We start from the raw sequence: 20,029 nt of genomic DNA on the forward strand, positions 1-20,029 counted from the left end.
GGCAGTCGGCGAACGGCACTGATCAGCCGGCCACGGCGAGCGCGCTGGGGAAACCGGCCAGCACGTCCAGCGCCTGCTCGAGTGCCACGGCCGGAACGTCCGCCAGGTCGTCGAGGAAGACGGCCGAGCCGATCCCGCTGGGCACCACCAAGTGCAGCTTGCGGCCACGCCGCTCCCACGAGGCTCGCAGTGCGCGCTGCATCAGTTCGGGCGTGCAGGTCCGCGGATCGTGGACCGGGAGACCGAGGCCGACGATGAGCCGGGTGATCCGGTCGGCGTCCTCGGGGCCGATCAGGCCGAGCACCTGGGCGAGTTGACTGGAGATGGCCATGTCGATGGCCACCGACTCCCCGTGCGCGATCCGGTAGTCACTGGCCGTCTCGATCACCGGGCCGAAGGTGTGGCCGAAGTCGACCAGGCGGGCCAGGTCGTGCTCACGGAGGTTCGGACAGAGCTCGTCCAGCATCAGCGCCATCGCGGTGCGCAGCACATAGTCCTCCAGCCCGCGCTCGCCGCCCGCGACGGCGGGCAGCCAGGACGGCGCGGGGCAGGGTCGCCGGAACACCTCGGGGCACTCCTCCAGTACACGGAAGAGCCGCGCGTCCTTGATGATCGCCATCTTGGCGATCTCGCCCAGGCCGCACCTGACCTGACGATCAGGCAGGGTGCGGAGAAGGGCCGGGTCGTTGATCGAGGCGTGGGCGGGGTGGTACGCCCCGAGCATGTTCTTCGTACCGAGGGCGTTGACGCCGGTCTTGATGCCGACACCGACGTCGACCTGGCCGACCAGGGTGGTGTTGACCTTGATGTAGCGCACACCCCGGCAGTAGATCGCCGCCGCGAACCCCACCAGATCACAGGTGACCCCGCCGCCCACGGCCAGCATCACACCGTGCCGGTCCAGCCCGGCGGACTTGGCGTGGGCGCAGATCTCCTCCACCGAGGCCATCGTCTTGCGCCCCTCACCGCCTCCGATCACCACGATGCTCCAACTTCCCGGCGCCAGCCGGGAAGCGAGGTAGTGGCGCAGCTGCTGCCCGAACAGCCGGTGGACGGTAGGGCCGAGGAACGCGATCACCCGACGGCCCGCGCAGTACTCGGCCAGCAGCGGGTTGTCCGGCCCGAACACTCCGTCCGTGATGTCGACCCGGTACGAAGTCCGCTCCGGTGCAACGAGCGTGAAACCCGCGCCGTCGCTGCGGACTCCGGGTTCAGCAACTGCTGTCTGCACCGCCACGACCCCTCGGCTCAGTCGGCATCCAGATCGGACTGCCCGTCAAATGGAGGAACACGAGAGGTGATTCAAACAGGTGACCGACAGTCAGGCAAGGATCTTCGGAAAGGTTCAGCAAGAACTTGCGATCTTGCACCCCTCGAGCCCTTGGTGCACGATCTCGACGCCGGCCCCGGACCGAGACTCCGGCCGGCGCAGGTCCCACCAGCCCTCCATACGGGCCTCCCCCGGGTTCCCGCGGCACACCACGGCGAGGGAGCCCGTCCGAAGCTCGAGAGATCGGACCGGCGCCCGGCGAACGCGAACGACGGCCCCTCCCGGCGACCCCATAATCTTGGAAACCGCGCCTGTCACGCCCCCGGGGTCGACAGACCGGCAGACCGTCACGAACCGGACGTCACTCGACCACGCCGAAGCCCTGGCGGGAGGACCGGGCCATCGCCGTGCCTCCAACCGATTTGGACCTGAATAGGACAGGCCACCCGGATGGCCGAAACAGGAAGGCGAATGACCCTGCGGATCGCAGCCCGGCGGCACTAGCATCAGCCTTTGGACAATCTCGGGAATTTGCGAGGTGCAGCCGTGCGAACTGGCAGAATTCACTACGTCACATATTTTGACTTCACGCACTGCAATCTTGCGGTCGCGTCGATGATATCCCTACTGCGGACCCAGAGATTCGACCGAGTCACCATGATCGTCCCGGAGTACGACCCGGACGATCCACGCGCCGGGGTCTTCTCCCGGATGGTCGGCGAGATCGTCGGGATGGATCCCAGGTTCGCGACGGTCCCGGCCTCCCGGATCGTGGCCGAGTGCGCGGACCCGACCGTCCAGCAACTGCTCGATCAGTCGCGGTCAACCCTGCTGAGCCCGGCACACGCTTCCGTCGACGCCCTCAGGGCCTGCCTCCACCCCTGGTTCCGGGAACCGGTCGTCTGGTTCGACGTCGACATGCTGTTCACCGGGGACGTCTCCGACGTCTTCGGCCTCGTCTCCCACGTGCGCGTCGCCGCCGCTCCCGACCTGATCAGCACGCTGGGGGACCGCCGCGGCTCCGAGATCTACGGCCGCTTCACCACATTCGTGAACGACCGGGAACCCGGGGCGATGCGGTCGGCGGTCGCCCGGAATATCGGCTTCATGGTCCTCGCCGGCGACACCCGCGAGGAATTCTCAGCCGGATTCCGGCTGGCACTGGACTTCCTGGATGAGGAGCGCGACCCGATCGCATCGTTCTCGGTTGGCCAGCTCGCCTGGAATTACGTGATGGAGAAGGTGCGGTCGGCCACCTTGGAGCAGGATTACAACATGCCGTCCGCCTGCTTTCCGGTCTCCTGGGATTCCGGCCCGGAAGGCACGGGCGAGGCCCAGGTCCGCGTCAGGCACTACGTGGGGGTGGAGCAGAAGAAGCGGATGACGCTGGACTTCGCCCTGGAGTTCGCCGATGCCGGGCGTGGCCGCCGGACGCCGGACGCTCAGCCCGTACCCACCGGTCGATAGCTTCCCGGTCCACCAGGGCCCCGCTGCGGGCGGAGGCGCAGGCCGCGAGGACCCCGGTCCGGCAGACCTCGGATGCGGCCGGCGGTACCGGAGTACCGGCGTTGCCCGCCCGCGGAGGTGGCGCCCTTCCTGACCGAGCCGGTGCCGTCGGCGATCAGGACTCCGTCGCCCTCGCCGAGGCGTTCGGCGACGTAGTCCTGAAGCTCGTCGCGGATCTCGCCCGCGCCCCAGCGGGCACCGGCGAGCAGGTGCCGGAGCCCGTCAGAGGTGGCGTGGCCGGCGTATTCGGCCGGCCGCCGGCCGTTCTTGCGGCAGACCGGGCCGAGCAGGCCGCGGACATGGCGCGCATCCGGCGCCCCCGCCCGGCGCAACAGGCAAGCCTCTTCAGATCCATGACACCTCGTCATCGGACCACCGGGTTCCACCGCCGACGCCACGGTCACCGCGTGGCGCGGGGAGGCATGGCCAGGCTTCCTGTTTCGGCCACGAAGCAGCCTGCCCCGCGACGGCCACTCAGCGGTTCGCGCCACTTGGGCCGATTAATCCAGCCGTTACCCATTTGCAACCCCTTGCAATACCTTTCAGCAAGCGGCAAGACTGTCCACTGAGACGGAAGTGGCGGACTGGGGATACGCATGAGTGAGCTTCTGGGTTTGGATCCGATCGCGGACGAGGTCTACCGGGCGATCCTTGCCCGACCCCACGATGATCTTGAACTCATCCTCAAGGAAACGAAGTTGACTCAAAATCAGCTGGCGACGGCGCTCGAGCAACTGGTTCGGATACGACTGCTCCGCCCGGCCCGGGACCGCCCCGCGGGAGTCCGGCCGCTCCCGCCGGAGGCCGCAGTCGGCTCTCTCCTGCTGGCCCGCGAGGCGGAACTGGCCACCCAGCAACACCGGCTGGCGCTGGAACGAGCCGCTGCGGCCAAGCTGATAGCCGAATACGCCATCCTCAGCCCGCGCGTGGACCAGCCGGCGGTCGAGCAGCTCAGCGGGCTCGACCAGGTGCGGGATTTCCTCTCCGATCTCTCCCGCGACGCCCAGGAGGAGGTCCTGACCTTCGCACCCCAGGGGGCTCATCTGCCGGAGAGTATCGCGGCGGCCCGGCCACTGGACGAGCAACTGCGGGACCGCGGGGTCAAGGTCCGCACGATCTACCTCGACAGTGCGCGCAACAATCCGGCCACCTCCGACTATCTGACCTGGCTCACCGAGATCGGGAACGACGTCCGCACCGTCGCCGCGCTCCCGGTGCGGATGGTGATCTTCGACCGCCGGGTCGCGCTGGTCCCCACGGAGAGTGCGGACAGTTCGCGCGGAGCGGTCGTCCTGCGGGCCGAGGGCGCACTGGCCGCGCTCCACGCGCTGTTCGAAGCCTTCTGGTCCACAGCGACCGAGTTCGCCCGCCGTCCCGTGCAGGACCACCGAGGTCTCACCCCCCAGGAGTCCGCCGCTCTCCGCCTGCTGGGCGAGGGCATGACGGACGACGCGATCGCCAAGCGGCTGGGCGTCAGCCCGCGCACCGCCCGGCGGATCGCCGCGGACCTGATGCTGGGCCTGGAAGCCACCAGTCGCTTCCAGGCCGGCCTGCACGCGGCTCACCGGGGCTGGCTGCCTGGCCCCACGAGCCTGGGTGGTGGTACAACGCCGGGGTTGAAGGACTCGTGAACATAGATGAGCCCCCCGCTGCTGTCGTGGATGAGGTACGCCTTGAACGCACAGGCCGCGGGAGTCGACGCCCCATCGGGCAGCCACGTCCCGGTACCACTGCCGACCAGCTCCCTGAACTGCGGGACACGATCGCCCCGCAGCCGGATTCCGATCGGAACGGCGAGGTCGGGTGCCCCGTGCGTACGGACGGCGGCAGGGTCGAGCACCACGTGGTTGATGCTGACCACCCGTCGCTCCGGGGTCAGCAGGCGAGAGCGCCGCTCGACCACGATCGCACCGTCGTCGGTGAGTCCGAGTACCGCGCGGATGGCGGGCGGCAACCCGGCAGCCCGGGTCTCGCCCTGTGCATCGACCTGCACCGCCAGCGGCTGTCCGGTGATCGCCTGCAGCAACCGGGTGGTGGATCCGTCCGAGGCCAGCAGCATCCTCGTCACCGAGCCGTCCGTCGCCGGCGGCCTCGATCCGATCATCTCCGTTGTCTCGAGCATCTTCTGACTTTCAGTCATCGAGCGACCTCGCCGACATGGACGAGTTGATGGCCCCAGCGGTCCAGGCCGAACGGCTGCTCGTCCATACCGTGCGCGGCGAGGGCCGTACGGACTGTGGGCTGCGCGGCCGTGGGCACGTGCAGCAGTAGGAATCCCCCGCCGCCCGCGCCGATCAGCTTTCCCCCGGTGGCCCCGGCGGCGAGGGCGTCGCGGTACGCGCGGTCGACCGCCGGGAGGGTCACTCCGGAGCCGAGAGTCTGCTTGATCTCCCAGTGGCGCCCCAGCGCCGCCCCCAGCAGACCCGTGTCGCCCGTGCTCAGTGCGTCCCCGACGACCGCGGTGAGTTCCTTGATCTCGTGCAGCCGGTTCTCCACCTCCCGGTCCCCCACCCGGACGCTGTCGCCCTGGGACGCCAGGACGGCCCCGGCGTCCCGGGTGATGCCCGTGAAGAACAGCAGCAGCTCCTCGTCGAGGTGGCGGACGACCGCGGGGTCCGGTTCGATGCGCTCCGCCCCGACCGTACCGTCCCGCTCGAACCGCAGTCGGCGGAACCCGCCGAGCGCGGCGAGGTAGTGGTCCTGCTTTCCCACCGGCCGATGCAGTGCCTCGATCTCGATCGCGGCGGCTGCTTCGGCCAGTTCGGTTCCCCGCAACCCGCCTTGCCGCCCCGTCGGACCGCTGGTCAGCCCGCCGATCAGGGCGACACAGAAGGCCGCCGAACTGCCCATGCCCGTCCCGCCCGGCACGTCACCGAACGAGGCGAGCTGGATTCGACCACCGTCCCAGTGCCTTCCCAGAGCCGCCCGCGCGAACGGGTTCGACAGCCCGTCAGCGGACGGGACGGCGGCGCAGGAGTCCAGGCAGGCGCGGACCTCCGTGCCCGCACCGCCGGGCCGGCCGACGACCGTCACCCGTAGGTTCGTGCTCACCCCGACGACGGTGCCGCCGAACCTGCGCGCGTACACCGGCAGGTCGGTCCCGCCCCCCGCCAGGGAGATTCGGAGGGGTGCACTGCTGATCCACAAGGTTCTCTCCGTTCTTCGAGTCCGGCTCATTCGAGTCCGGCTGATGTCCGGACCGCGCGAAGCTCCTCGGCGGCCCGCTCCGGGTCCACCTCGCTCACAAAGACGCCGGCACCGAGCTCGCCCGCCGCCAGCCGTTTCGGTCCGCCGGTACCCGCGCGGTCCGTGAAGATCTGCAGATGGAGGTGGAAGACCTCGCGGTCCTCCGTGACCGGCGCCTGGATCCAGAGCGCCATGTACGGCAACGGCCCGCCCGGGAGTCCGGCCAGCCGACGCAGGACCGAGCCGTAGAGCTGCGCCAGCTCCGCCCGCTCGGCCGGGGTCAGGGCGGCCAGATCCGGCAGGTGGCGCCGAGGGTAGAGGTGGATCTCGTAGGGCCACCGCGCGGCGTACGGCACGAACGCCGTCCAGTGATCGCCGCGCTCCACCACCCGCGAGCCGGCGGCCTCCTGCCGCTGCACCTCGCAGAAGAGGCAGCCGGCACCCCGGGCCGCCGAGTGGCGGGCCGCGTCCCGCATCCGGGCGATCCGCGGCGGCACGAACGGGTAGGCGTAAACCTGGCCGTGCGCGTGGGAGACGGTGGCCCCGACCTCGGCTCCGTGGTTCTCGAAACAGAAGACGTACTGCACGCCCGGCATCGCGCCCAGCTCGGCCGTCCGGTCCGCCAGCGCCTCGATCACGGTGACCAGCCGAGCAGCCGGAAGCAGCGCCGGGGTGACGTCGTGCTCGCTGCTGTAGCTGATCACCTCACAACGGCCGGCCGCCGCTGCGGATCTGGGCAGCGGTCCGACCGGAGCGAAGTCCGCCGTCCAGGGCCCGGAAAGGGCCGGGAAGCGGTTCTCGAAGACCGCGACGTCGTACCGGGCGGCCGGAATCTCCGTCAGGTCGTCGCCACGCGTGGGGCAGAGTGGGCAGAGCGCCCCGGTCGCCGCCGCCCGCCGACGGCGGTGCGGGGCGACGATCACCCACTCCTCCATCAGCGGATCCCAGCGCAGCTCCGAGCGGTCGGGAGTCCAGTGCCCCGCGCTCGGCCCGTCCGAGGGGTCGGCCAGGATCGGGGCCTCGCCGTAGTAGTAGATCTCCCGCCCGTCCGGGAGCCGGTCGCTGCTCCGGGTGGCGGTCATGACGGCCCTCCCCCCGGAGCCGCCGTCCGGGCCAGCTCCATCAGCTCCGCCTGCCGGGGCTTTCCGGTCGGTGTGCGCGGGATCTCCGCCAGCACGATGAAGCGGCGCGGCAGTTGGTGGGGAGCGAGCGACCTTGCGCAGTGCTCGAAGAGTCCGGCCTCGGAGAGTGAACCGGATGAGGCCCGCGACGCCGTCACGAACGCCGCGATCCACTGGTCACCGCCGGCCGCGTCCACGCCGATCACGGCCGCCTCCCCGACACCGTCCGCGCGGCGGATCACCGCTTCGATCTCGTAAGGGTCCGCCTTCCGGCCGTGCACGTTGATCACGTCGGTGACCCGGCCGGTCAGGTGGAGCCGCCCCTGCCCGTCGAGCCAGCCGAGGTCGCCGGTCAGTACCCCGTCACGGGTGAACGGGTCCACCGGAAGGGAGAGTTGGGCGGCCCCGACGTACCCGGAGGCCGCGTGGTCACTGCGCACGACCACAGCCGCCGGGGCATCGGCGGTACCGGCGGTCACCGTCACGCCCGGGTACGGGGCGCCGACGCATCGCGCGTCCGGGGAGGCGTCCAGATCGATCGAGACCGCCCCGCACTCCGAGGAGCCGTACTGCTGCGAGATCGCCCTGCCCCAGGACGCCGCGAACCGAGCGGCCGTCTCGGCCGCCAGCGGGGCGCCGGCGCTGACGCACAACCGTGGCGGTTCCACAGCCGACGGGGCGGGCGCGCCCGCGGCCCACAAGTCGTACAGGGCGGGGACCGCCACCACCGCCTCGGGCGACCACTGGGCCAGACAGGCGCCGAACTGACGCCAGGTCAGCGGCCGGGAGACCACCGCACTGGCTCCGGCCGCCAGCACGGCAAGGCCGCCCATGACGAAGCCGTACGCGTGCGGCAACGGAGCCGCGCACAGTACACGCACGCCGGGCCGGTAACCGACCCTCCGCAGGACAGCCGCGACTTCCGCCGCCAGCGCCCGCGCCTCGTGGATCGCGGCCTTGCGCACTCCGGAGGTCCCCGAGGTGTGGAAGTGCACACCGGGCCGCGCGTCCCGGACCGGATCTGCCACCGCCAGCATCCGCAGCTCACCGGTCGCGCCGGCGGGACTGTCCGCCACCAGGGCGACCGCCCGTTCGTGGCTCGCGATCCCCTCGGCCTCGGACGCCGGCAGGTCGGGCTGTGTGAGGTAGACGGCGTGACCGCGCCGCAGGGCGGCCATGCTCCAGGCCAGCAGCCCCGCAGGATCGGACACGCTCACCCCGACGACCATTCCCGGAGCGATCCGGTCGGCCAGCAGCACCGAACGCTCGGCGACCATCTGGCGCAGGGCACGGTAGGACACGACCCGTCGTCCGGGGACGATGACGGCCGGCTGCTCGGAGTCGGGAAGGCCGTCGATGAGGCTGTCGAGGTCCACGACGCGGTCGTGGGCTGAGTCGGCGGCCATGTCAGCGCACACCTCCCTGCTGGACGGATCCGGTGGACCTGGTACGCCCGGCGGACGCCAGGATGTGCCGGAGTGCCTCGGCCGTCGTCGGTGCGACGACGTCGGGTTCGGCCGTGCTGCCGGTGGGCGGCAGCGAGCCGCCGACCAGCGCGGTACGGCAGCCGGCCCGCCGGCCCGCCTCGACATCGCCGAGGACGTCCCCGACCATCCAGGAGGCCCGGAGATCGATGCGGAGATCCGCCGCCGCTGCGGTCAGCATGCCGGGTTCGGGTTTGCGACAGCCGCACCGGACCGCCAACTGCCCGACGACGCCGTCCGGATGGTGCGGGCAGTGGTAGATCCCGTCCAGCCGCACCCCGGACTCGGCCAGTCGGTCGCGCAGGTGGTCGTGCATCGCCGCCAGGTCGGCCTGGCCGAAGTAACCACGGGCCAGGCCGGACTGGTTTGTGACCACCACGAGCAGGCGGCCCTGGGCCTGCAGCGCCCGCAGCAGCGTCGGCACCCCCGGCTGGAGGACCAGGTCCGCCGGCCGGCTCGGATAGTGCCGGGGCAGTGTCAGGGTTCCGTCGCGGTCCAGGAACACCGCCGGGCGGCCGCTCACCGGGTCCCGGCCACTGTGCCCGCCAAGACCGGCTGAGCTCGCCCTCGCACCACCGAGCGCAGGTGTCTGGTGATGACGTGCACCAGCATCATATGGATGTCCTCCTCGCGCTCGATGCTCCCGCCGGGAACGGCGATGAAGGCGTCGCAGAGCTCCCTGGCAGCCCCACCCGGCGAGCCGAGCAGCCCGACGGTGACCGCCCCCGACTCGCGCGCGAACCGCAGGGCGCGCAGCACGTTCGGCGAGTTGCCGCTGGTGCTGATGCCCACCACGACGTCCCCGGGCTCCAGCAGGCCCGCCAACTGGCCGCTGAACACGGTCTCGTAGCCCTCGTCGTTGGCCCAGGCGGTCAGCGCCGGCACGTGGTCGACCAGGGACACCGCCCGGACCGGCGGCGCGCCCGGGAATCTGGTGTTCTTCACGATGTCGACGGCCATGTGGGACGCGGTGGCCGCGCTGCCGCCGTTGCCGCAGACGAAGATGGTCCGGCGGGCGCGGTAGGCCTGTTCCAGCAGGCCCAGTACCGGAAGCAGCGCCGGGACCGGGAGGTCGGCGAGCGCGAGGCGGAGCGCCTCGACGTACCCCCGGGCAGCGGCCGCCGGGTCCGGGTCGGTGAGGTCCGGTCCCGTGGGGGCCGGTGCGGGGACAGTGGTCATGACGTCCTGGCCGATGTGCTCTGGCGGACCGTGCCGAGGCTCCGCATGCGGAGGTCGGCCTCGGCGGTCCCGTCGATGAAGTCGGGCTGGGCGACCGCCCAGTCGAGGTACTCCTGGATGACATCCCGGAGCGGCACCTCGGGGCGCCAGCCGAGTTGCTCCAAGCGGCCGATCGCGGAGAGGACGTGCCGGGTGTCGCCCGCCCGGTAGGCCCCGGGCACCTCGGGCGTCACCTCGACCCCGGCGCACTCACCGACCAACCGGGCGTAGTCGAGAATGCTCACCCGGCGGCCGCCTCCGACGTTGAGGGCCTGGCCCACCGCGCGCTCGTCCTCGAGCACCAACCGGTTGGCCCGGACCACGTCGTGAACGGAGACGTAGTCGCGAAGCTGGCTGCCGTCCTCGTAACAGACCGGCGGCTGCCCGTTGAGGACCCGCTGGGCGAAGATCCGTAGGATGCCGGAGTAGGCGTTCCGGAAGGACTGCCGGCTGCCCTGGACGATCGAGTAGCGCAGCGCAACGGTGGGAATGCCGTACCGCTCGCCGAGTGCGAGGGCGGCCAACTCCTGCCCGTACTTGGAGATGGCGTAGGAGTTGTGCGGGCTGACCTCGCTCTCGTCGGTCCAGTCCGGCACCGGCACGGCTCCGCACCGTGGACATCGCAGCTCCCAGTCACCGCGGTCGAGCCGCTCCACGGACCGCGCGCGCAAACGCAGCACCTCGTCCCCGCCGCAGTCCAGGCAGCGGTAGGCACCCTCCCCGTACACCGCCTGGCTGGAGGCCACCACCACCCGCTGCGGCCGCTGGCCGCGTGCCACCAGGACCTCGTAGAGCAGCGCGGTGGACGCGGTGTTGGTGGTGAAGAAGGTGGAGAAGTCGGGCAGGTAGTCCTGATAGGCCGCCAGATGGTAGACCGCGTCGACGCCATCCAGAGCCGTCTCCCACGCGGAGCGGTCCCGGACATCGCCGTCGATCCACTCCACGCCACGGGCCAGGAGGTGCTCCGGGAACCGTCGGTCGGCGTGGACCGGAGGCAGCAGCGCGTCAAGCACTCTGACCTGATGGCCCTCGTCGAGGAGGCGGTCTGCGGTGTGGGAGCCGATGAATCCGGCCCCACCGGTGATCAGTACCCTCATGTCGAATCCCTCGGGTCTCGGGTGAACAGCTCGCCCAGTCGCTCGGCCACGCACAGTGCGAGCAGATGGGTGTTGGCACGCAACGGAGTCGGCATGACGCTGGTGTCACCGACGTGGAGGCCCTCGACTCCGTGGACTTCGCATCGCTCGTCCACGACGTCGCCCCGGTCGGGGTCGGGCCCCATCGGGCAGCCGCCGTGCAGGTGGTGGGCGGTCACTGCGGATCCGGCCACGTCCTGCACGCCGACCGTGTAGGGGGAGGCGGAGCCCCCCGCCACCGGCAGTGCGCGCGGCAACAGGGTGTCCGAGCGGCCACCGTGCCCGGCGACACTCACCAGGCGGGGCGCGTGGGCGCCCAGCCGTAGCAGAGCGGTGGTGCGCAGCACCCGGTGCCCGAAGGTGACGGCTCGGTGGAGATCCGCCAGGTCCGCTGCGGGGTAGTCGAACTCGATCAGCGGGTTTCCGTCCGGGCCGCGCGGGTCGAGCCGGATCCGGCCGGTCCCGCGTGGTGCCGACAACGAGGCCACCAGGACTCCGCGTTGCAGGGCGGCCGGCGCCGGGAGCAGCCGGAAGTCGTGGTACATCTCCAGGACGAGGTCGGGCAGTCCGTCGCCGTCCTCGGCGGTGTGCCGCATCATCACCTGGAACCAGAGTGGGTCCGGCCGGCCGTGGCCCGAACGGAGGCCGAAGCTGGTCCAGACCGCCGGGTGGTCTCGCAGCCTGGTGCCGACACCGGGAAGCGGCACCAGGACCGGAAGCCCGGCCGCCCGAAGCTCGGCGGGCTCCCCGACGCCGGATCGCAGCAGAAGCATGGCGGAGGCCACCGCCCCGGCGGTGAGCACCACGTGCCGGGCCAGGTGCCGCTCGCACCCTCGTTCGGCGCTGACCGTCTCCACGCCCTCGACCCGCCCACCGCGCAGCAGCAGCCGGGTGGCCCTCGTGCCGGCGAGCAGGGTCAGGCCCGGTCGGGCGCGTGCCGGGTCGAGGTACGCGCGCCGGGCGGTCTCCTTCACGGTCCCCCTGCGGGCCTGGGGGACGAGGCCGACGCCGGTTGCGGTCTGGGCGTTGAGATCGGGGCAGTACGGCACGCCGAGTTCGCCGCAGCCGTCGAGGAACGCCTCGTGCAGCGGCTGCCGTTCAACGGCCAGGCTGCGCCGGATGCCCAGTACGCCGGTCGACCCGGTGTCCCGGTCCGCCTCGACCCGGGCGAGGACGGGCAGCAGCCGCCGGTGGCTCCAGGATGCCCCGGCCCGCTCCGCCCAGCGGTCGTAGTCGGCGGGCAGGCCGCGCAGCGCGACCCCGCCCTGGAGCAGGGAGGTCCCGCCTACCGCCCTGATTCTCGGGAGCGGAAACTCGGTCCGCCAGCCGGGCACCCGGGCCGTCAGCCGCCAGTCCGCTCCGGGCGGTAACCTGCCCGGTTCCGCCATCGCCCGTGCCAGCTCGGCGTCGTCCGGCCCGGCCTCGATCAGCAGCACCGTCCGGTCGCCCGCCGCGCTCAGCCGGGCGGCCAGCGCACAGCCGGCCGCACCGCCTCCCACCACGATGGTGTCGTGGTGGGAGGCCGGTGCCGGGTTCGCCGTGCTCATCGGGTACCGCCCGTCGGCCAGCCGTCAATCCCGCGCAGGACCTCGGCGCTGAGGCGGGCGTTCTCCCGCAGCGTCCGGGTGACCCTGGTGTCGCGGTCGTACTTCATCTCGACCGCGCAGGCTCCGAGCGCGGGCAGGTCGCTCAGGGCCTTCGCGACGGCGGGCAGGTCGAGAACCCCCTCGCCGACGCTCTCGCACCAGCGGCCGTCCGGTGCGACGTCCCGAACGTGCAGGGTGCGCACCACCGGCCCGAACCGCCGCAGCAGGTCCACCGGGTCCTCCCCGGCCCGCACCACGCAGCCGAGATCCAGGCAGAGCCGCACGGGTGCGCCGAGGGACCGTTCGACGGTCTCCTCGGCCAAACGCGCGCCGCCCTGCAGCGCGGTCTCGTGCGGGTGCCAGCAGACCGCCAGGCCGTGCGGTTCCAGGCGTCGCGCGAGTTCGACGAGGACTCGCGCGATCGCGACGGGCGCGCCGTCGTAACCGGCGGGGTAGCGACGGCGCTCGGCGGCCGGGGGAACGGTCACCACGTTGAGGAACCGGTAGCCGAGCGGCACGGCCTGGACCGCCTGTTCGACCAGTAGACCGAGGGCCTCGTCCGGGATGCCGGTGCTGACCTGGACGAACAGGCAGTCCAGGCCCAGCTCCCACCCTTCGAGGCTGCGCCGGGCAGCGGCGGCGGCCTGCGGCGAACCGCCGACCCAGCTCAGGCTCGCCTCCAGTCCGTCGTAACCGCCGTGAACCGCGTCCGCGATGCCCCGTAGCAGGATGCCGGGGATACCGTCCTCCGCGGTGCGCCCGTCGGCGGGCCGCCACGCGTACGCGTGCGGCGTCATCCGCCACAGCAGCGTCGGCGGTGTGGTGGCACTCATCGCGACCGCATCCCGGCCACTCGGAGCAGCGCGGTCCGGGACACCGGAATGGTGACGCCGGTGATGTCCCGCGCCTCGTCACTCGCCAGGAAGAGCACCGTGGTGGCGATCTCCTCCGGCCGCTGCCAGCGTTCGGCGACCGCGTCCGGGACCGGGGTGTCCTCGGCGGCACCGGTCTCCTGCTGCCAGGTACGGGTCGTCATACCGGTCAGCACCTGCCCGGGCGAGACGCAGTTGGTCCGGATGTTGGCGCCGTGGAACCAATCGTTGGAGAGCTGCTTCGCGAGCACCGGCATGGCCGCCTTGGCGGCGGTGTACGCGAACCGGCCGGCGCACCCGATGTGCGCACAGTTGGACCCGCTCAGGACGATGGAGCCGCCGCCGCGCGCCCGCATCGCCGGGACGGCGTACTTGCAGGTGAGGAACGTCCCCTTGAGCAGGGTGTCGATCTGGACGTCCCACTCCTCCATGGTCTGGTCGACGACGTTGCCGCGTTCGAAGATGCCCGCGTTGCAGAACGCGATGTCCAAGCCGCCGTACGTGGCGACGGCCGCGTCCACGGCCTCCCGGCAGTCGTCGGCGTTGCGGACATCCCCGGGCACCGCGAGCGCGCGACCGCCCGAGGCCCGAATCTCCTGCTCCACCCGGAGCGTCTGCTCCTTCTGGATGTCCAGAAGGACGACCGCCGCGCCCTCGGCGGCGAACATCCTGGCGGTGGTCTCACCGATTCCGGACGCGGCGCCGGTCACCAGGGCCACCCGGTCGGCGAAGCGCTGGGTGTCAGCCACCGAGGACCACCTCCTCGCAGATGTCGGTCCAGGTCGACATGCCGGTGAGCACCTCGTCCCAGAACCGGCGGTCCTCCGCCGGGGTCGCGTCCGAGGTGAAGGCGGAGCGGAGCGCGTCGACCAGCTCTCGGTAGCAGTCCAGGTAGCTGGAGCCGGTGAACCTGATACCGCGCAGGGCGTCCACCAGCCGTTCGGTGAGCACCATGCCGGGCAACTCCCCCCACAGGTCCTGCAGGTGGTCGTGCGGATTCCGGTCCTGCCGTACCAGGGGGCGGCCGAAGGTGACCAGGTCGCCGAGGTGGTCGGCGATCGCCCGGGTGGCGTAGGACATCCAAATGTCGTCGTACCGGTCGATGCGCACGCCTCGGTAGCGGGGGCCCATGACGACCAGGTACATGGACGCCAGCAGGTCGCGGTGGAAGGCGGTGTTCTGCGAGTTGAACGGGCACCACGTCCCGGTGTCCAGGCCCAGCGGGAGCTTGGCGTCGCCGGCCAGTCCGATCACCTCGGCCGGGGTCACGAGCCGGCTGACGGCGTCCACGTCGGGTTCGCCCAGCCACAGTCCCGCGTTGACGACGACGCGGCCGGTGCGCCGGACGGTCGTCCAGGTGTCCTCCTGTTGCCGCAGGCTCTGCGGCCAGCCTCGCGGCACGATCCGGTGTGAGTCGGTCCGCAGCAGGTTGCAGACGTTGGCCCAGCCTCCCTCCGTCCGCACGCAGTCCACCTCAGCAGTGGTGCCGACGATGGAGTGGCCGGCCAGGAAGTCGTCCTCCGTGACGTGGTTGTCGTCGTCGATGCTGATGATCACCTCGGCGCCCTGCTCGGCGGCGTGCAGATAGCCGAGGTTGCGCCGCTGGATGGAGTTCCACGGCAGCAGCGAGCCCAGCGCGGGAACCCGGGCGTTCCACTTCTCCTGGTCGTCGACGTCGAGGTAGGTCCAGCTGTTGCCTCCCCAGTCGAGGCCCTCCAGCCAGCCCCGGGTCTCCGGCGGACTCTTCCGGTCGCCGACGATCACCAGGTCGAGGTCGGTACGGCCGGACGCCGCGAACTGGGCCAGGTAGTCCTTGAGCAGGTAGGGGATGTTGATCGTCGTGGTGACGATCGCGGTACGCGGGGTCATCCTGTGGATCCTTCGGTCAGCTGGGAGTAGAGCGAGGAGAATTCGGCCGCAGTACGCGACCAGGACCAGTCCTGGGCGAGGGCCCGGCCACGAGCGGCTGCCACCGCATCCGGATCGGCGCGCAGCCAGTCGAGGGCCTCCATGACGGTCTGCCGAACGGCTTCGGCGGTCTGCTCGGGGATGAAGAAGCCGGTGCCGTCCGCCGGTGCCGTCCGGATGTCCGTGACGGTGTCGGCCAGGCCGCCCACCCGGGTGACCACCGGCAGGGTGCCGTAGGCCATGGCGATCAGCTGGTTGAGGCCGCACGGCTCCGCGCGCGAGGGCATGACGGTGAAGTCGGAGCCCGCGTACACCAGCCAGGCGACCTCCTGGTCGAACCGCGGCAGGCAGGCCACCGCGCCGGGGAGCTCGTCGACCAGTTCGTCACATGCCCCGCGCAGCTCGGCCACGGCCGGTCCGACCAGGACCAGTTGTGCCCGTCCTGCCCTCAGGAGCGGCCGGAGCCCGTCGAGCAGCAGGTCGGTGCCCTTCTCGGCGACCAGCCGGGAGCAGACACCGAGCACCGGGATGCCGTCGTCCTCCCGTAGCCCGAGCCGGTGTTGCAGCCTCAGCTTGTTCAGCTGCTTCCCCGCCTCGACGGACTCGGGGTCCGCGGGGTCGAAGGGCTGGGTCGGGCGGCCGGCCGCTCCGGGGTGCCAGACGCCGGGGTCGACTCCGGAGACGATCCCGCTGAGTGACAGGTCGGCCAGCGCCCTACCGACGGCGGTGCCGTCGAACTCACCTGCCAGTCCGGCCGCGTAGGCGGGGCTGCAGGTGACCGCGGCGTCCGCTGAGAGCAGCCCGAGCAGCAGCAGACTCGCCTCGCCGGGTGCCCGGAGGAGTGTGGCCACCGCCTCCTCGGGCAGGCCGAGCTCGTCCGGCGGGCCCGTCAGCGCACCCTGGTAGACCGCACTGTGAATGTTCATCAGCAGCCTGGGCCGCTGCCCGTCCCGCCGGGCCGCGGCCAGGTGGGCGAGCGCCGCCCCCGACTGCCAGTCGTTGGCGTGGACGAGGTCGTAGCGGATGCCCGTACGGCGCACCCACTCCGCCACGCACCAGCCGAAGAACGCCGCCCGTTCGACCGCGTCGGGGAACTCGACGTACGACTCGTCGCGGTAGAGGCCGCCGCGCGCGTACCAGCGGTCCGCCCGGACCAGGTAGACCTCACAGGGGCCCCCGTGGTCGAGCAGGCGCACCACCGTCGCCTCGGCCCTCACCCCGGCGACGGAGCGGGCCGGCAGCCGGCAGACCTCCTCCACCCGGTGACCGCTCCGCTCGACCAGCCACGGGTAGTAGGGCAGCACCAGATCGTGCCGGATGCCGCGCTCCGACTGCAGAGCCGCCGGGAGCGCGCGGCTGGTGAGACCCAGCCCGCCCTCGGTGAACAGTGGGGCGTACTCCTGGGTGATGTACAAGCACCTCACGGGCTCTCCTCCCCGTCCTCGGCGTGGTCACGGTCCACCGGCTCGGCATGCACCCAGATGCCGAACACGTGTATGTCGGGATTGACCGGCAGCCACACGGCCACGGTGTCGTGGGGCGGTTCGAGCTCGACCTCCCGGCGCCACAGCCGCGGGACCGGCCCTTGGACGTCGCGGCCGTTCTCCCGCAGGAAGGAGCAGGCTGCCACGCAGCTCTCGCCGTTCGCCGGGGTGGCGGCCAGGAAGTCGGTCAGCCCCAGCCCCACCGGACGCCGGGCGATCCCCGGGGTGCCGCTCTCCAGCAGCAGCTCGTCCCGGTAGGAGCCGCCCGTGCACGCGCCCAGGACCCCGAGGGAGCGCACCCGCAGGGGCTCCGGGAGGTCGATCCGCTGGCCCACGCACTCGACGTTGTCGGGCGCGCCGAGCCCCCAGCGCGGAGGAAGCCCGCCCATCAGGTCCTCGAGATGGCGCAGTTCCTCCGCGGGGAAGGAACGGCCCAGGCCGTCCAGGCCGGTCCCGGCGGCGGCGCCCGGAAGGGCGCACCCGGCGTTGTTCCGGTGGTCCCTCAGATCCAGCGCCCGCAGGACGGACGCGCGGCTCAGCCTTCCCATGCCGGAACCTCCGGTCCTCCCCCGAGCAGCTCGCCGGCCGCCTGGAGATCACCGGCGACCCGCCCGAGCCGCCGGGCGACCTCGTCCCGGTAGCGCGCGGTGCGGGCCGGGCTCGCCAGGCCCGAGTGCAGCAGCATGGAGCGGGCCGCCAGCCAGTCCTGTGAGGCGCGTTCGACGGCGGCGGCTGTCGGCCGCGTGTCGTCGGCAGCCGGGAGGGCCAGCAGGTACCTGGCGAACCAGCGCAGCGTGTGGTGGTAGTTCCACATGCCCCGCATCAGCCGGGTCACCCTCCGGCGCTCGTCGTCCGCCCCACCACGTGCGTCGGGCCGGGCCAACCGTGGTGTGAGTTCGAAGAGCCGGTCCAGCGAGTCACTCAGGTACGCGGCCAGCTCGACGCCGCTGAGCTCCTCGCCGCCGCACCCCGAGAGGGCGGCCGCATGGACCTGAAGCTCCTTTGGCGAGCCGACCCCGACGGTGCCGGCGACCGGCCCCCAGTCCGCCACCTCGAGCCAGCCCTGGCCGATGTCCGAGCCGAGCAGCGCGGGTTCCAGATCGGCCAGCGGCACCCGGTTGTCGACGAAGGTCACGTCGACCGCGTCGGTCAGTCGCACCGTGCCGTCGGCCGGGTTGAACTGGCGCAGGGTCAGCGCGTGCAGGGCGTGCACCCGCCCCCGGTCCAGCCAGTAGTGGTCCAGGTGGAAGGTGTCCACGACGACGACCAACGGGTCGCCGGCGTGGAGCGCCGCCGTCAGGCCGCCCCACCCGTCCTCGTCGGCGAGCCGGCCGCGCACGACCCGGTGACCACGGGCGGCCATCGAATCGATCAGCGCCGGGACCAGGTCGCCGAAGACGGGGCCGTCCTGGGTCCGTCGCGCGCGGGTCGCGGCGGTGTTGCCGAGCACGGTCGCCGGTTCGGCCCGGCCGTCGTGCTCCAGCAGCAGGGTTCCGAGGGTCGCGTGGTAGCAGCTCGCGTCCGTGAAGGCCGCCCCGGGCACCGCCGCCTGCGGCGCCGAGTCGATGTCCGTCTTCGGTGTGGTCACGCGAAGTGCCCTCGGGCGTCGGGCCGGGACGACCGGTCCTGGACCAGCTGCACCGCGTCGCGGACGGTCTTGAGGCTGAGGAAGTCGCTGTCGTAGGCGATGAGCCCGAAGGTCTCCTCGATGCTGACGACGAGATGTGCGAAGTCGAGCGAGTCCATGGCCAACGGCGGCTGCTCGAAGACGGAGTCCTCGGTGATCTCCGCTGCGGAGACGGGGGCGGTGGTGCTCTTGACCGCGACGATGAGTTCGCGGATCTGCTCGAAGACTTCCTGGCCGGACATGATTCTCCAAGGTGGGGGGCCTGACAGGGGGCCGGGCGGATGGGAGTGGTGGGTGGGCGTCAGCCGTTGCGGCGGTCGAGGAAGGCCGTGATCGTCCGGGTCAGTGCCCGGGCCTCGGTGACCTCGCGGATCGCACCGGAGATCCGGGCCGCACCTGCGGCGAACGAGCTGTCCGAGAGCACCTCCTCAACGGCCAGCCGCCACTCCTCGGCGGTGCACCAGCCATCGGTGGACTCGCCGGAGTAGCGCAGCCGGTGGGTGAAGTGGCGCGGCCCACCGTCCGAACGGGAGGTGCGGCGCAGGACGAAGCCCGCCTTGTGGGCTTCGGCGAAGAGCACTCCGTTGGCCTCCTGCTCGGACATGAACGGCAGGATGATCTGCGGTTTTCCGTGCATCAGGCTGGTCAGAACGGTGGAGTAGCCACCATGGTTGATCACCAGGTCGGCCCATCGGATCGGCTCGGAGATCCCGGTGAACCCGCCTGCCAGGACGTTCGGCGGCAGGGTGGGAAGCGCGTCGTCGGGGCGGAAGCCCAGGGACACGAAGGCCGCGCAGTCCAGCTCCGCGCACATGTCGAGGATCGGCTGGAGCTGATCGCCGGTGGCCTTGCCGCCGTGCCCGAGGGTGATGTAGATGCGGGTGCGGTCGCGACCGTGTCCGGCCAGCGTCTGTGCCACGGTGGACCACGGCGGATCCCAGAAGATCGGCCCGACGAAGTGCATGTCCTCGCGCCAGGGCAGGGGCTCCTGGTCCGCCTCCAGCTCGGGCACACTGGCTACCAGGGTCAGGTCCCCGATCAGCAGTTCGGTGACGTGGTCGACGGGGTCGACCGCCAGCTCGGCCGCGACCGTGTTGAAGGCGGGCACGCACGAGGGATACGGGCTGACCATGTCCTCGTCCGGCAGCCAGGGCATCCAGCTGTTGGCCGTCGGGCGGTAGAAGTCCGAGTCGCCGACCGAGATCACCGGCACGCCCAGATGCCGTGCCGCCAGCGCCGCGGTGGGCTGCATGTCCACCACGACGGCATCGGGCGCACAGTCCCTGATGGTCGCCACGTCGGTGAGGACATCCGCCCTGACCCGGTCCGCGTGGTAGTACCCGGCGATCGCGAAGGCGGTGTCCAGGGTGTCGATGGATATGTACTGGCCCTGGCGCCGGCCCATGTCCGGTACCGCGCGGTTGTGCCCGCTGGGGGCACCGACCACCTCGAAACCGGATCGGGCGACGATGCCCTCGGCTGTGTCGCAGGCGAACAGGCAGCGGTGCCCGGCTTCGCGCAGTTCGGTGGCGACCGTCAGGGCTCGGCCGATGTAGCCGAAGCCGACGCCGTGACTCCATGGGCTGAAGAGGAAGGTACGCGTGGCAGGTGTCATCAGAACTTTCCCGTGG

The 20,029-nt window shown here is 71.5% G+C and carries 19 protein-coding genes and 1 pseudogene; 2 read left to right on the forward strand and 18 right to left on the reverse strand.

The annotated features are described in order from the left end of the window. Positions 1–22: 22 nt before the first annotated feature. A complete protein-coding gene (locus ABD369_RS02190; RefSeq protein WP_344634451.1) occupies positions 23–1,231 on the reverse strand; it encodes a sedoheptulose 7-phosphate cyclase in 1,209 nt (402 codons plus the stop codon). A gap of 696 nt (positions 1,232–1,927) precedes the next feature. Between ABD369_RS02190 and ABD369_RS02195 the strand changes: the two genes are divergently transcribed. Further along, the gene (locus ABD369_RS02195) at positions 1,928–2,737 is read left to right on the forward strand and encodes a hypothetical protein (protein ID WP_344634452.1); all 810 of its coding nucleotides are present in this window, start codon (positions 1,928–1,930) and stop codon (positions 2,735–2,737) included. Between the two features lies 1 nt (position 2,738). Here ABD369_RS02195 and ABD369_RS02200 read toward each other — a convergent pair. Next, a pseudogene (locus tag ABD369_RS02200) lies at positions 2,739–3,144 on the reverse strand (transposase); the annotation flags it as partial. 330 nt (positions 3,145–3,474) lie between these two features. On the opposite strand from ABD369_RS02200, the gene ABD369_RS02205 reads away from it, so the two are divergent. Beyond that, positions 3,475–4,407: a helix-turn-helix domain-containing protein gene (locus tag ABD369_RS02205; RefSeq protein WP_344634454.1), complete on the forward strand. Its 933-nt coding sequence runs from the start codon at positions 3,475–3,477 to the stop codon at positions 4,405–4,407. Here ABD369_RS02205 and ABD369_RS02210 read toward each other — a convergent pair. The 16 genes from ABD369_RS02210 to ABD369_RS02285 all read right to left on the reverse strand — a co-directional run bounded on the left by ABD369_RS02210 (position 4,338) and on the right by ABD369_RS02285 (position 20,013). Next, positions 4,338–4,898, reverse strand: coding sequence for a chorismate pyruvate-lyase family protein (locus tag ABD369_RS02210; protein WP_344634455.1), 561 nt, complete (start codon positions 4,896–4,898; stop codon positions 4,338–4,340). The genes ABD369_RS02205 and ABD369_RS02210 overlap by 70 nt on opposite strands. Positions 4,899–4,912: 14 nt before the next feature. After that, positions 4,913–5,827, reverse strand: a complete 915-nt coding sequence (locus ABD369_RS02215) for a GHMP family kinase ATP-binding protein (protein WP_344634456.1) — start codon at positions 5,825–5,827, stop codon at positions 4,913–4,915. Positions 5,828–5,949: 122 nt separating this feature from the next. Next, positions 5,950–7,044 (reverse strand): galactose-1-phosphate uridylyltransferase, encoded by a 1,095-nt coding sequence (galT, locus tag ABD369_RS02220; RefSeq protein ID WP_344634457.1) that lies wholly within the window; start codon positions 7,042–7,044, stop codon positions 5,950–5,952. Continuing rightward, entirely contained in the window at positions 7,041–8,489 is a 1,449-nt protein-coding gene (locus ABD369_RS02225; RefSeq protein WP_344634458.1) for a class I adenylate-forming enzyme family protein, read from the reverse strand. The genes galT and ABD369_RS02225 overlap by 4 nt, the downstream gene beginning before the upstream one ends. 1 nt (position 8,490) lies before the next feature. Continuing rightward, a complete protein-coding gene (locus ABD369_RS02230; protein ID WP_344634459.1) occupies positions 8,491–9,090 on the reverse strand; it encodes a D-glycero-alpha-D-manno-heptose-1,7-bisphosphate 7-phosphatase in 600 nt (199 codons plus the stop codon). After that, positions 9,087–9,746 (reverse strand): D-sedoheptulose-7-phosphate isomerase, encoded by a 660-nt coding sequence (locus ABD369_RS02235; RefSeq protein WP_344634460.1) that lies wholly within the window; start codon positions 9,744–9,746, stop codon positions 9,087–9,089. Before ABD369_RS02235 ends, ABD369_RS02230 begins: the two co-directional genes overlap by 4 nt. Continuing rightward, the gene (locus ABD369_RS02240; RefSeq protein WP_344634461.1) at positions 9,743–10,882 is read right to left on the reverse strand and encodes an NAD-dependent epimerase/dehydratase family protein; all 1,140 of its coding nucleotides are present in this window, start codon (positions 10,880–10,882) and stop codon (positions 9,743–9,745) included. The genes ABD369_RS02235 and ABD369_RS02240 overlap by 4 nt, the downstream gene beginning before the upstream one ends. Then, positions 10,879–12,468: a GMC family oxidoreductase gene (locus ABD369_RS02245; RefSeq protein WP_344634462.1), complete on the reverse strand. Its 1,590-nt coding sequence runs from the start codon at positions 12,466–12,468 to the stop codon at positions 10,879–10,881. The genes ABD369_RS02240 and ABD369_RS02245 overlap by 4 nt, the downstream gene beginning before the upstream one ends. Beyond that, positions 12,465–13,340, reverse strand: coding sequence for a sugar phosphate isomerase/epimerase family protein (locus ABD369_RS02250; protein ID WP_344634463.1), 876 nt, complete (start codon positions 13,338–13,340; stop codon positions 12,465–12,467). The genes ABD369_RS02245 and ABD369_RS02250 overlap by 4 nt, the downstream gene beginning before the upstream one ends. After that, positions 13,337–14,128, reverse strand: coding sequence for an SDR family NAD(P)-dependent oxidoreductase (locus tag ABD369_RS02255; protein ID WP_344634464.1), 792 nt, complete (start codon positions 14,126–14,128; stop codon positions 13,337–13,339). Before ABD369_RS02255 ends, ABD369_RS02250 begins: the two co-directional genes overlap by 4 nt. Next, complete coding sequence (locus ABD369_RS02260) at positions 14,121–15,248, reverse strand: hypothetical protein (protein ID WP_344634465.1); 1,128 nt, start codon at positions 15,246–15,248, stop codon at positions 14,121–14,123. The genes ABD369_RS02255 and ABD369_RS02260 overlap by 8 nt, the downstream gene beginning before the upstream one ends. Beyond that, complete coding sequence (locus tag ABD369_RS02265) at positions 15,245–16,711, reverse strand: glycogen synthase (RefSeq protein WP_344634466.1); 1,467 nt, start codon at positions 16,709–16,711, stop codon at positions 15,245–15,247. Before ABD369_RS02265 ends, ABD369_RS02260 begins: the two co-directional genes overlap by 4 nt. Then, positions 16,708–17,319 carry a hypothetical protein gene (locus tag ABD369_RS02270; protein ID WP_344634467.1) on the reverse strand — a complete coding sequence of 204 codons (612 nt, stop codon included), beginning with the start codon at positions 17,317–17,319 and terminating at the stop codon, positions 16,708–16,710. Before ABD369_RS02270 ends, ABD369_RS02265 begins: the two co-directional genes overlap by 4 nt. After that, entirely contained in the window at positions 17,307–18,359 is a 1,053-nt protein-coding gene (locus ABD369_RS02275; protein WP_344634468.1) for a cysteine peptidase family C39 domain-containing protein, read from the reverse strand. The genes ABD369_RS02270 and ABD369_RS02275 overlap by 13 nt, the downstream gene beginning before the upstream one ends. Next, the gene (locus ABD369_RS02280) at positions 18,356–18,640 is read right to left on the reverse strand and encodes an acyl carrier protein (RefSeq protein WP_344634469.1); all 285 of its coding nucleotides are present in this window, start codon (positions 18,638–18,640) and stop codon (positions 18,356–18,358) included. The genes ABD369_RS02275 and ABD369_RS02280 overlap by 4 nt, the downstream gene beginning before the upstream one ends. Before the next feature lie 59 nt (positions 18,641–18,699). Then, positions 18,700–20,013 (reverse strand): glycosyltransferase, encoded by a 1,314-nt coding sequence (locus ABD369_RS02285; RefSeq protein WP_344634470.1) that lies wholly within the window; start codon positions 20,011–20,013, stop codon positions 18,700–18,702. Between the last annotated feature and the right edge of the window lie 16 nt (positions 20,014–20,029).

It is taken from the genome of Kitasatospora cystarginea, assembly GCF_039533515.1.
In the GTDB taxonomy this organism is placed as follows: Bacteria; Actinomycetota; Actinomycetes; order Streptomycetales; family Streptomycetaceae; genus Kitasatospora; species Kitasatospora cystarginea.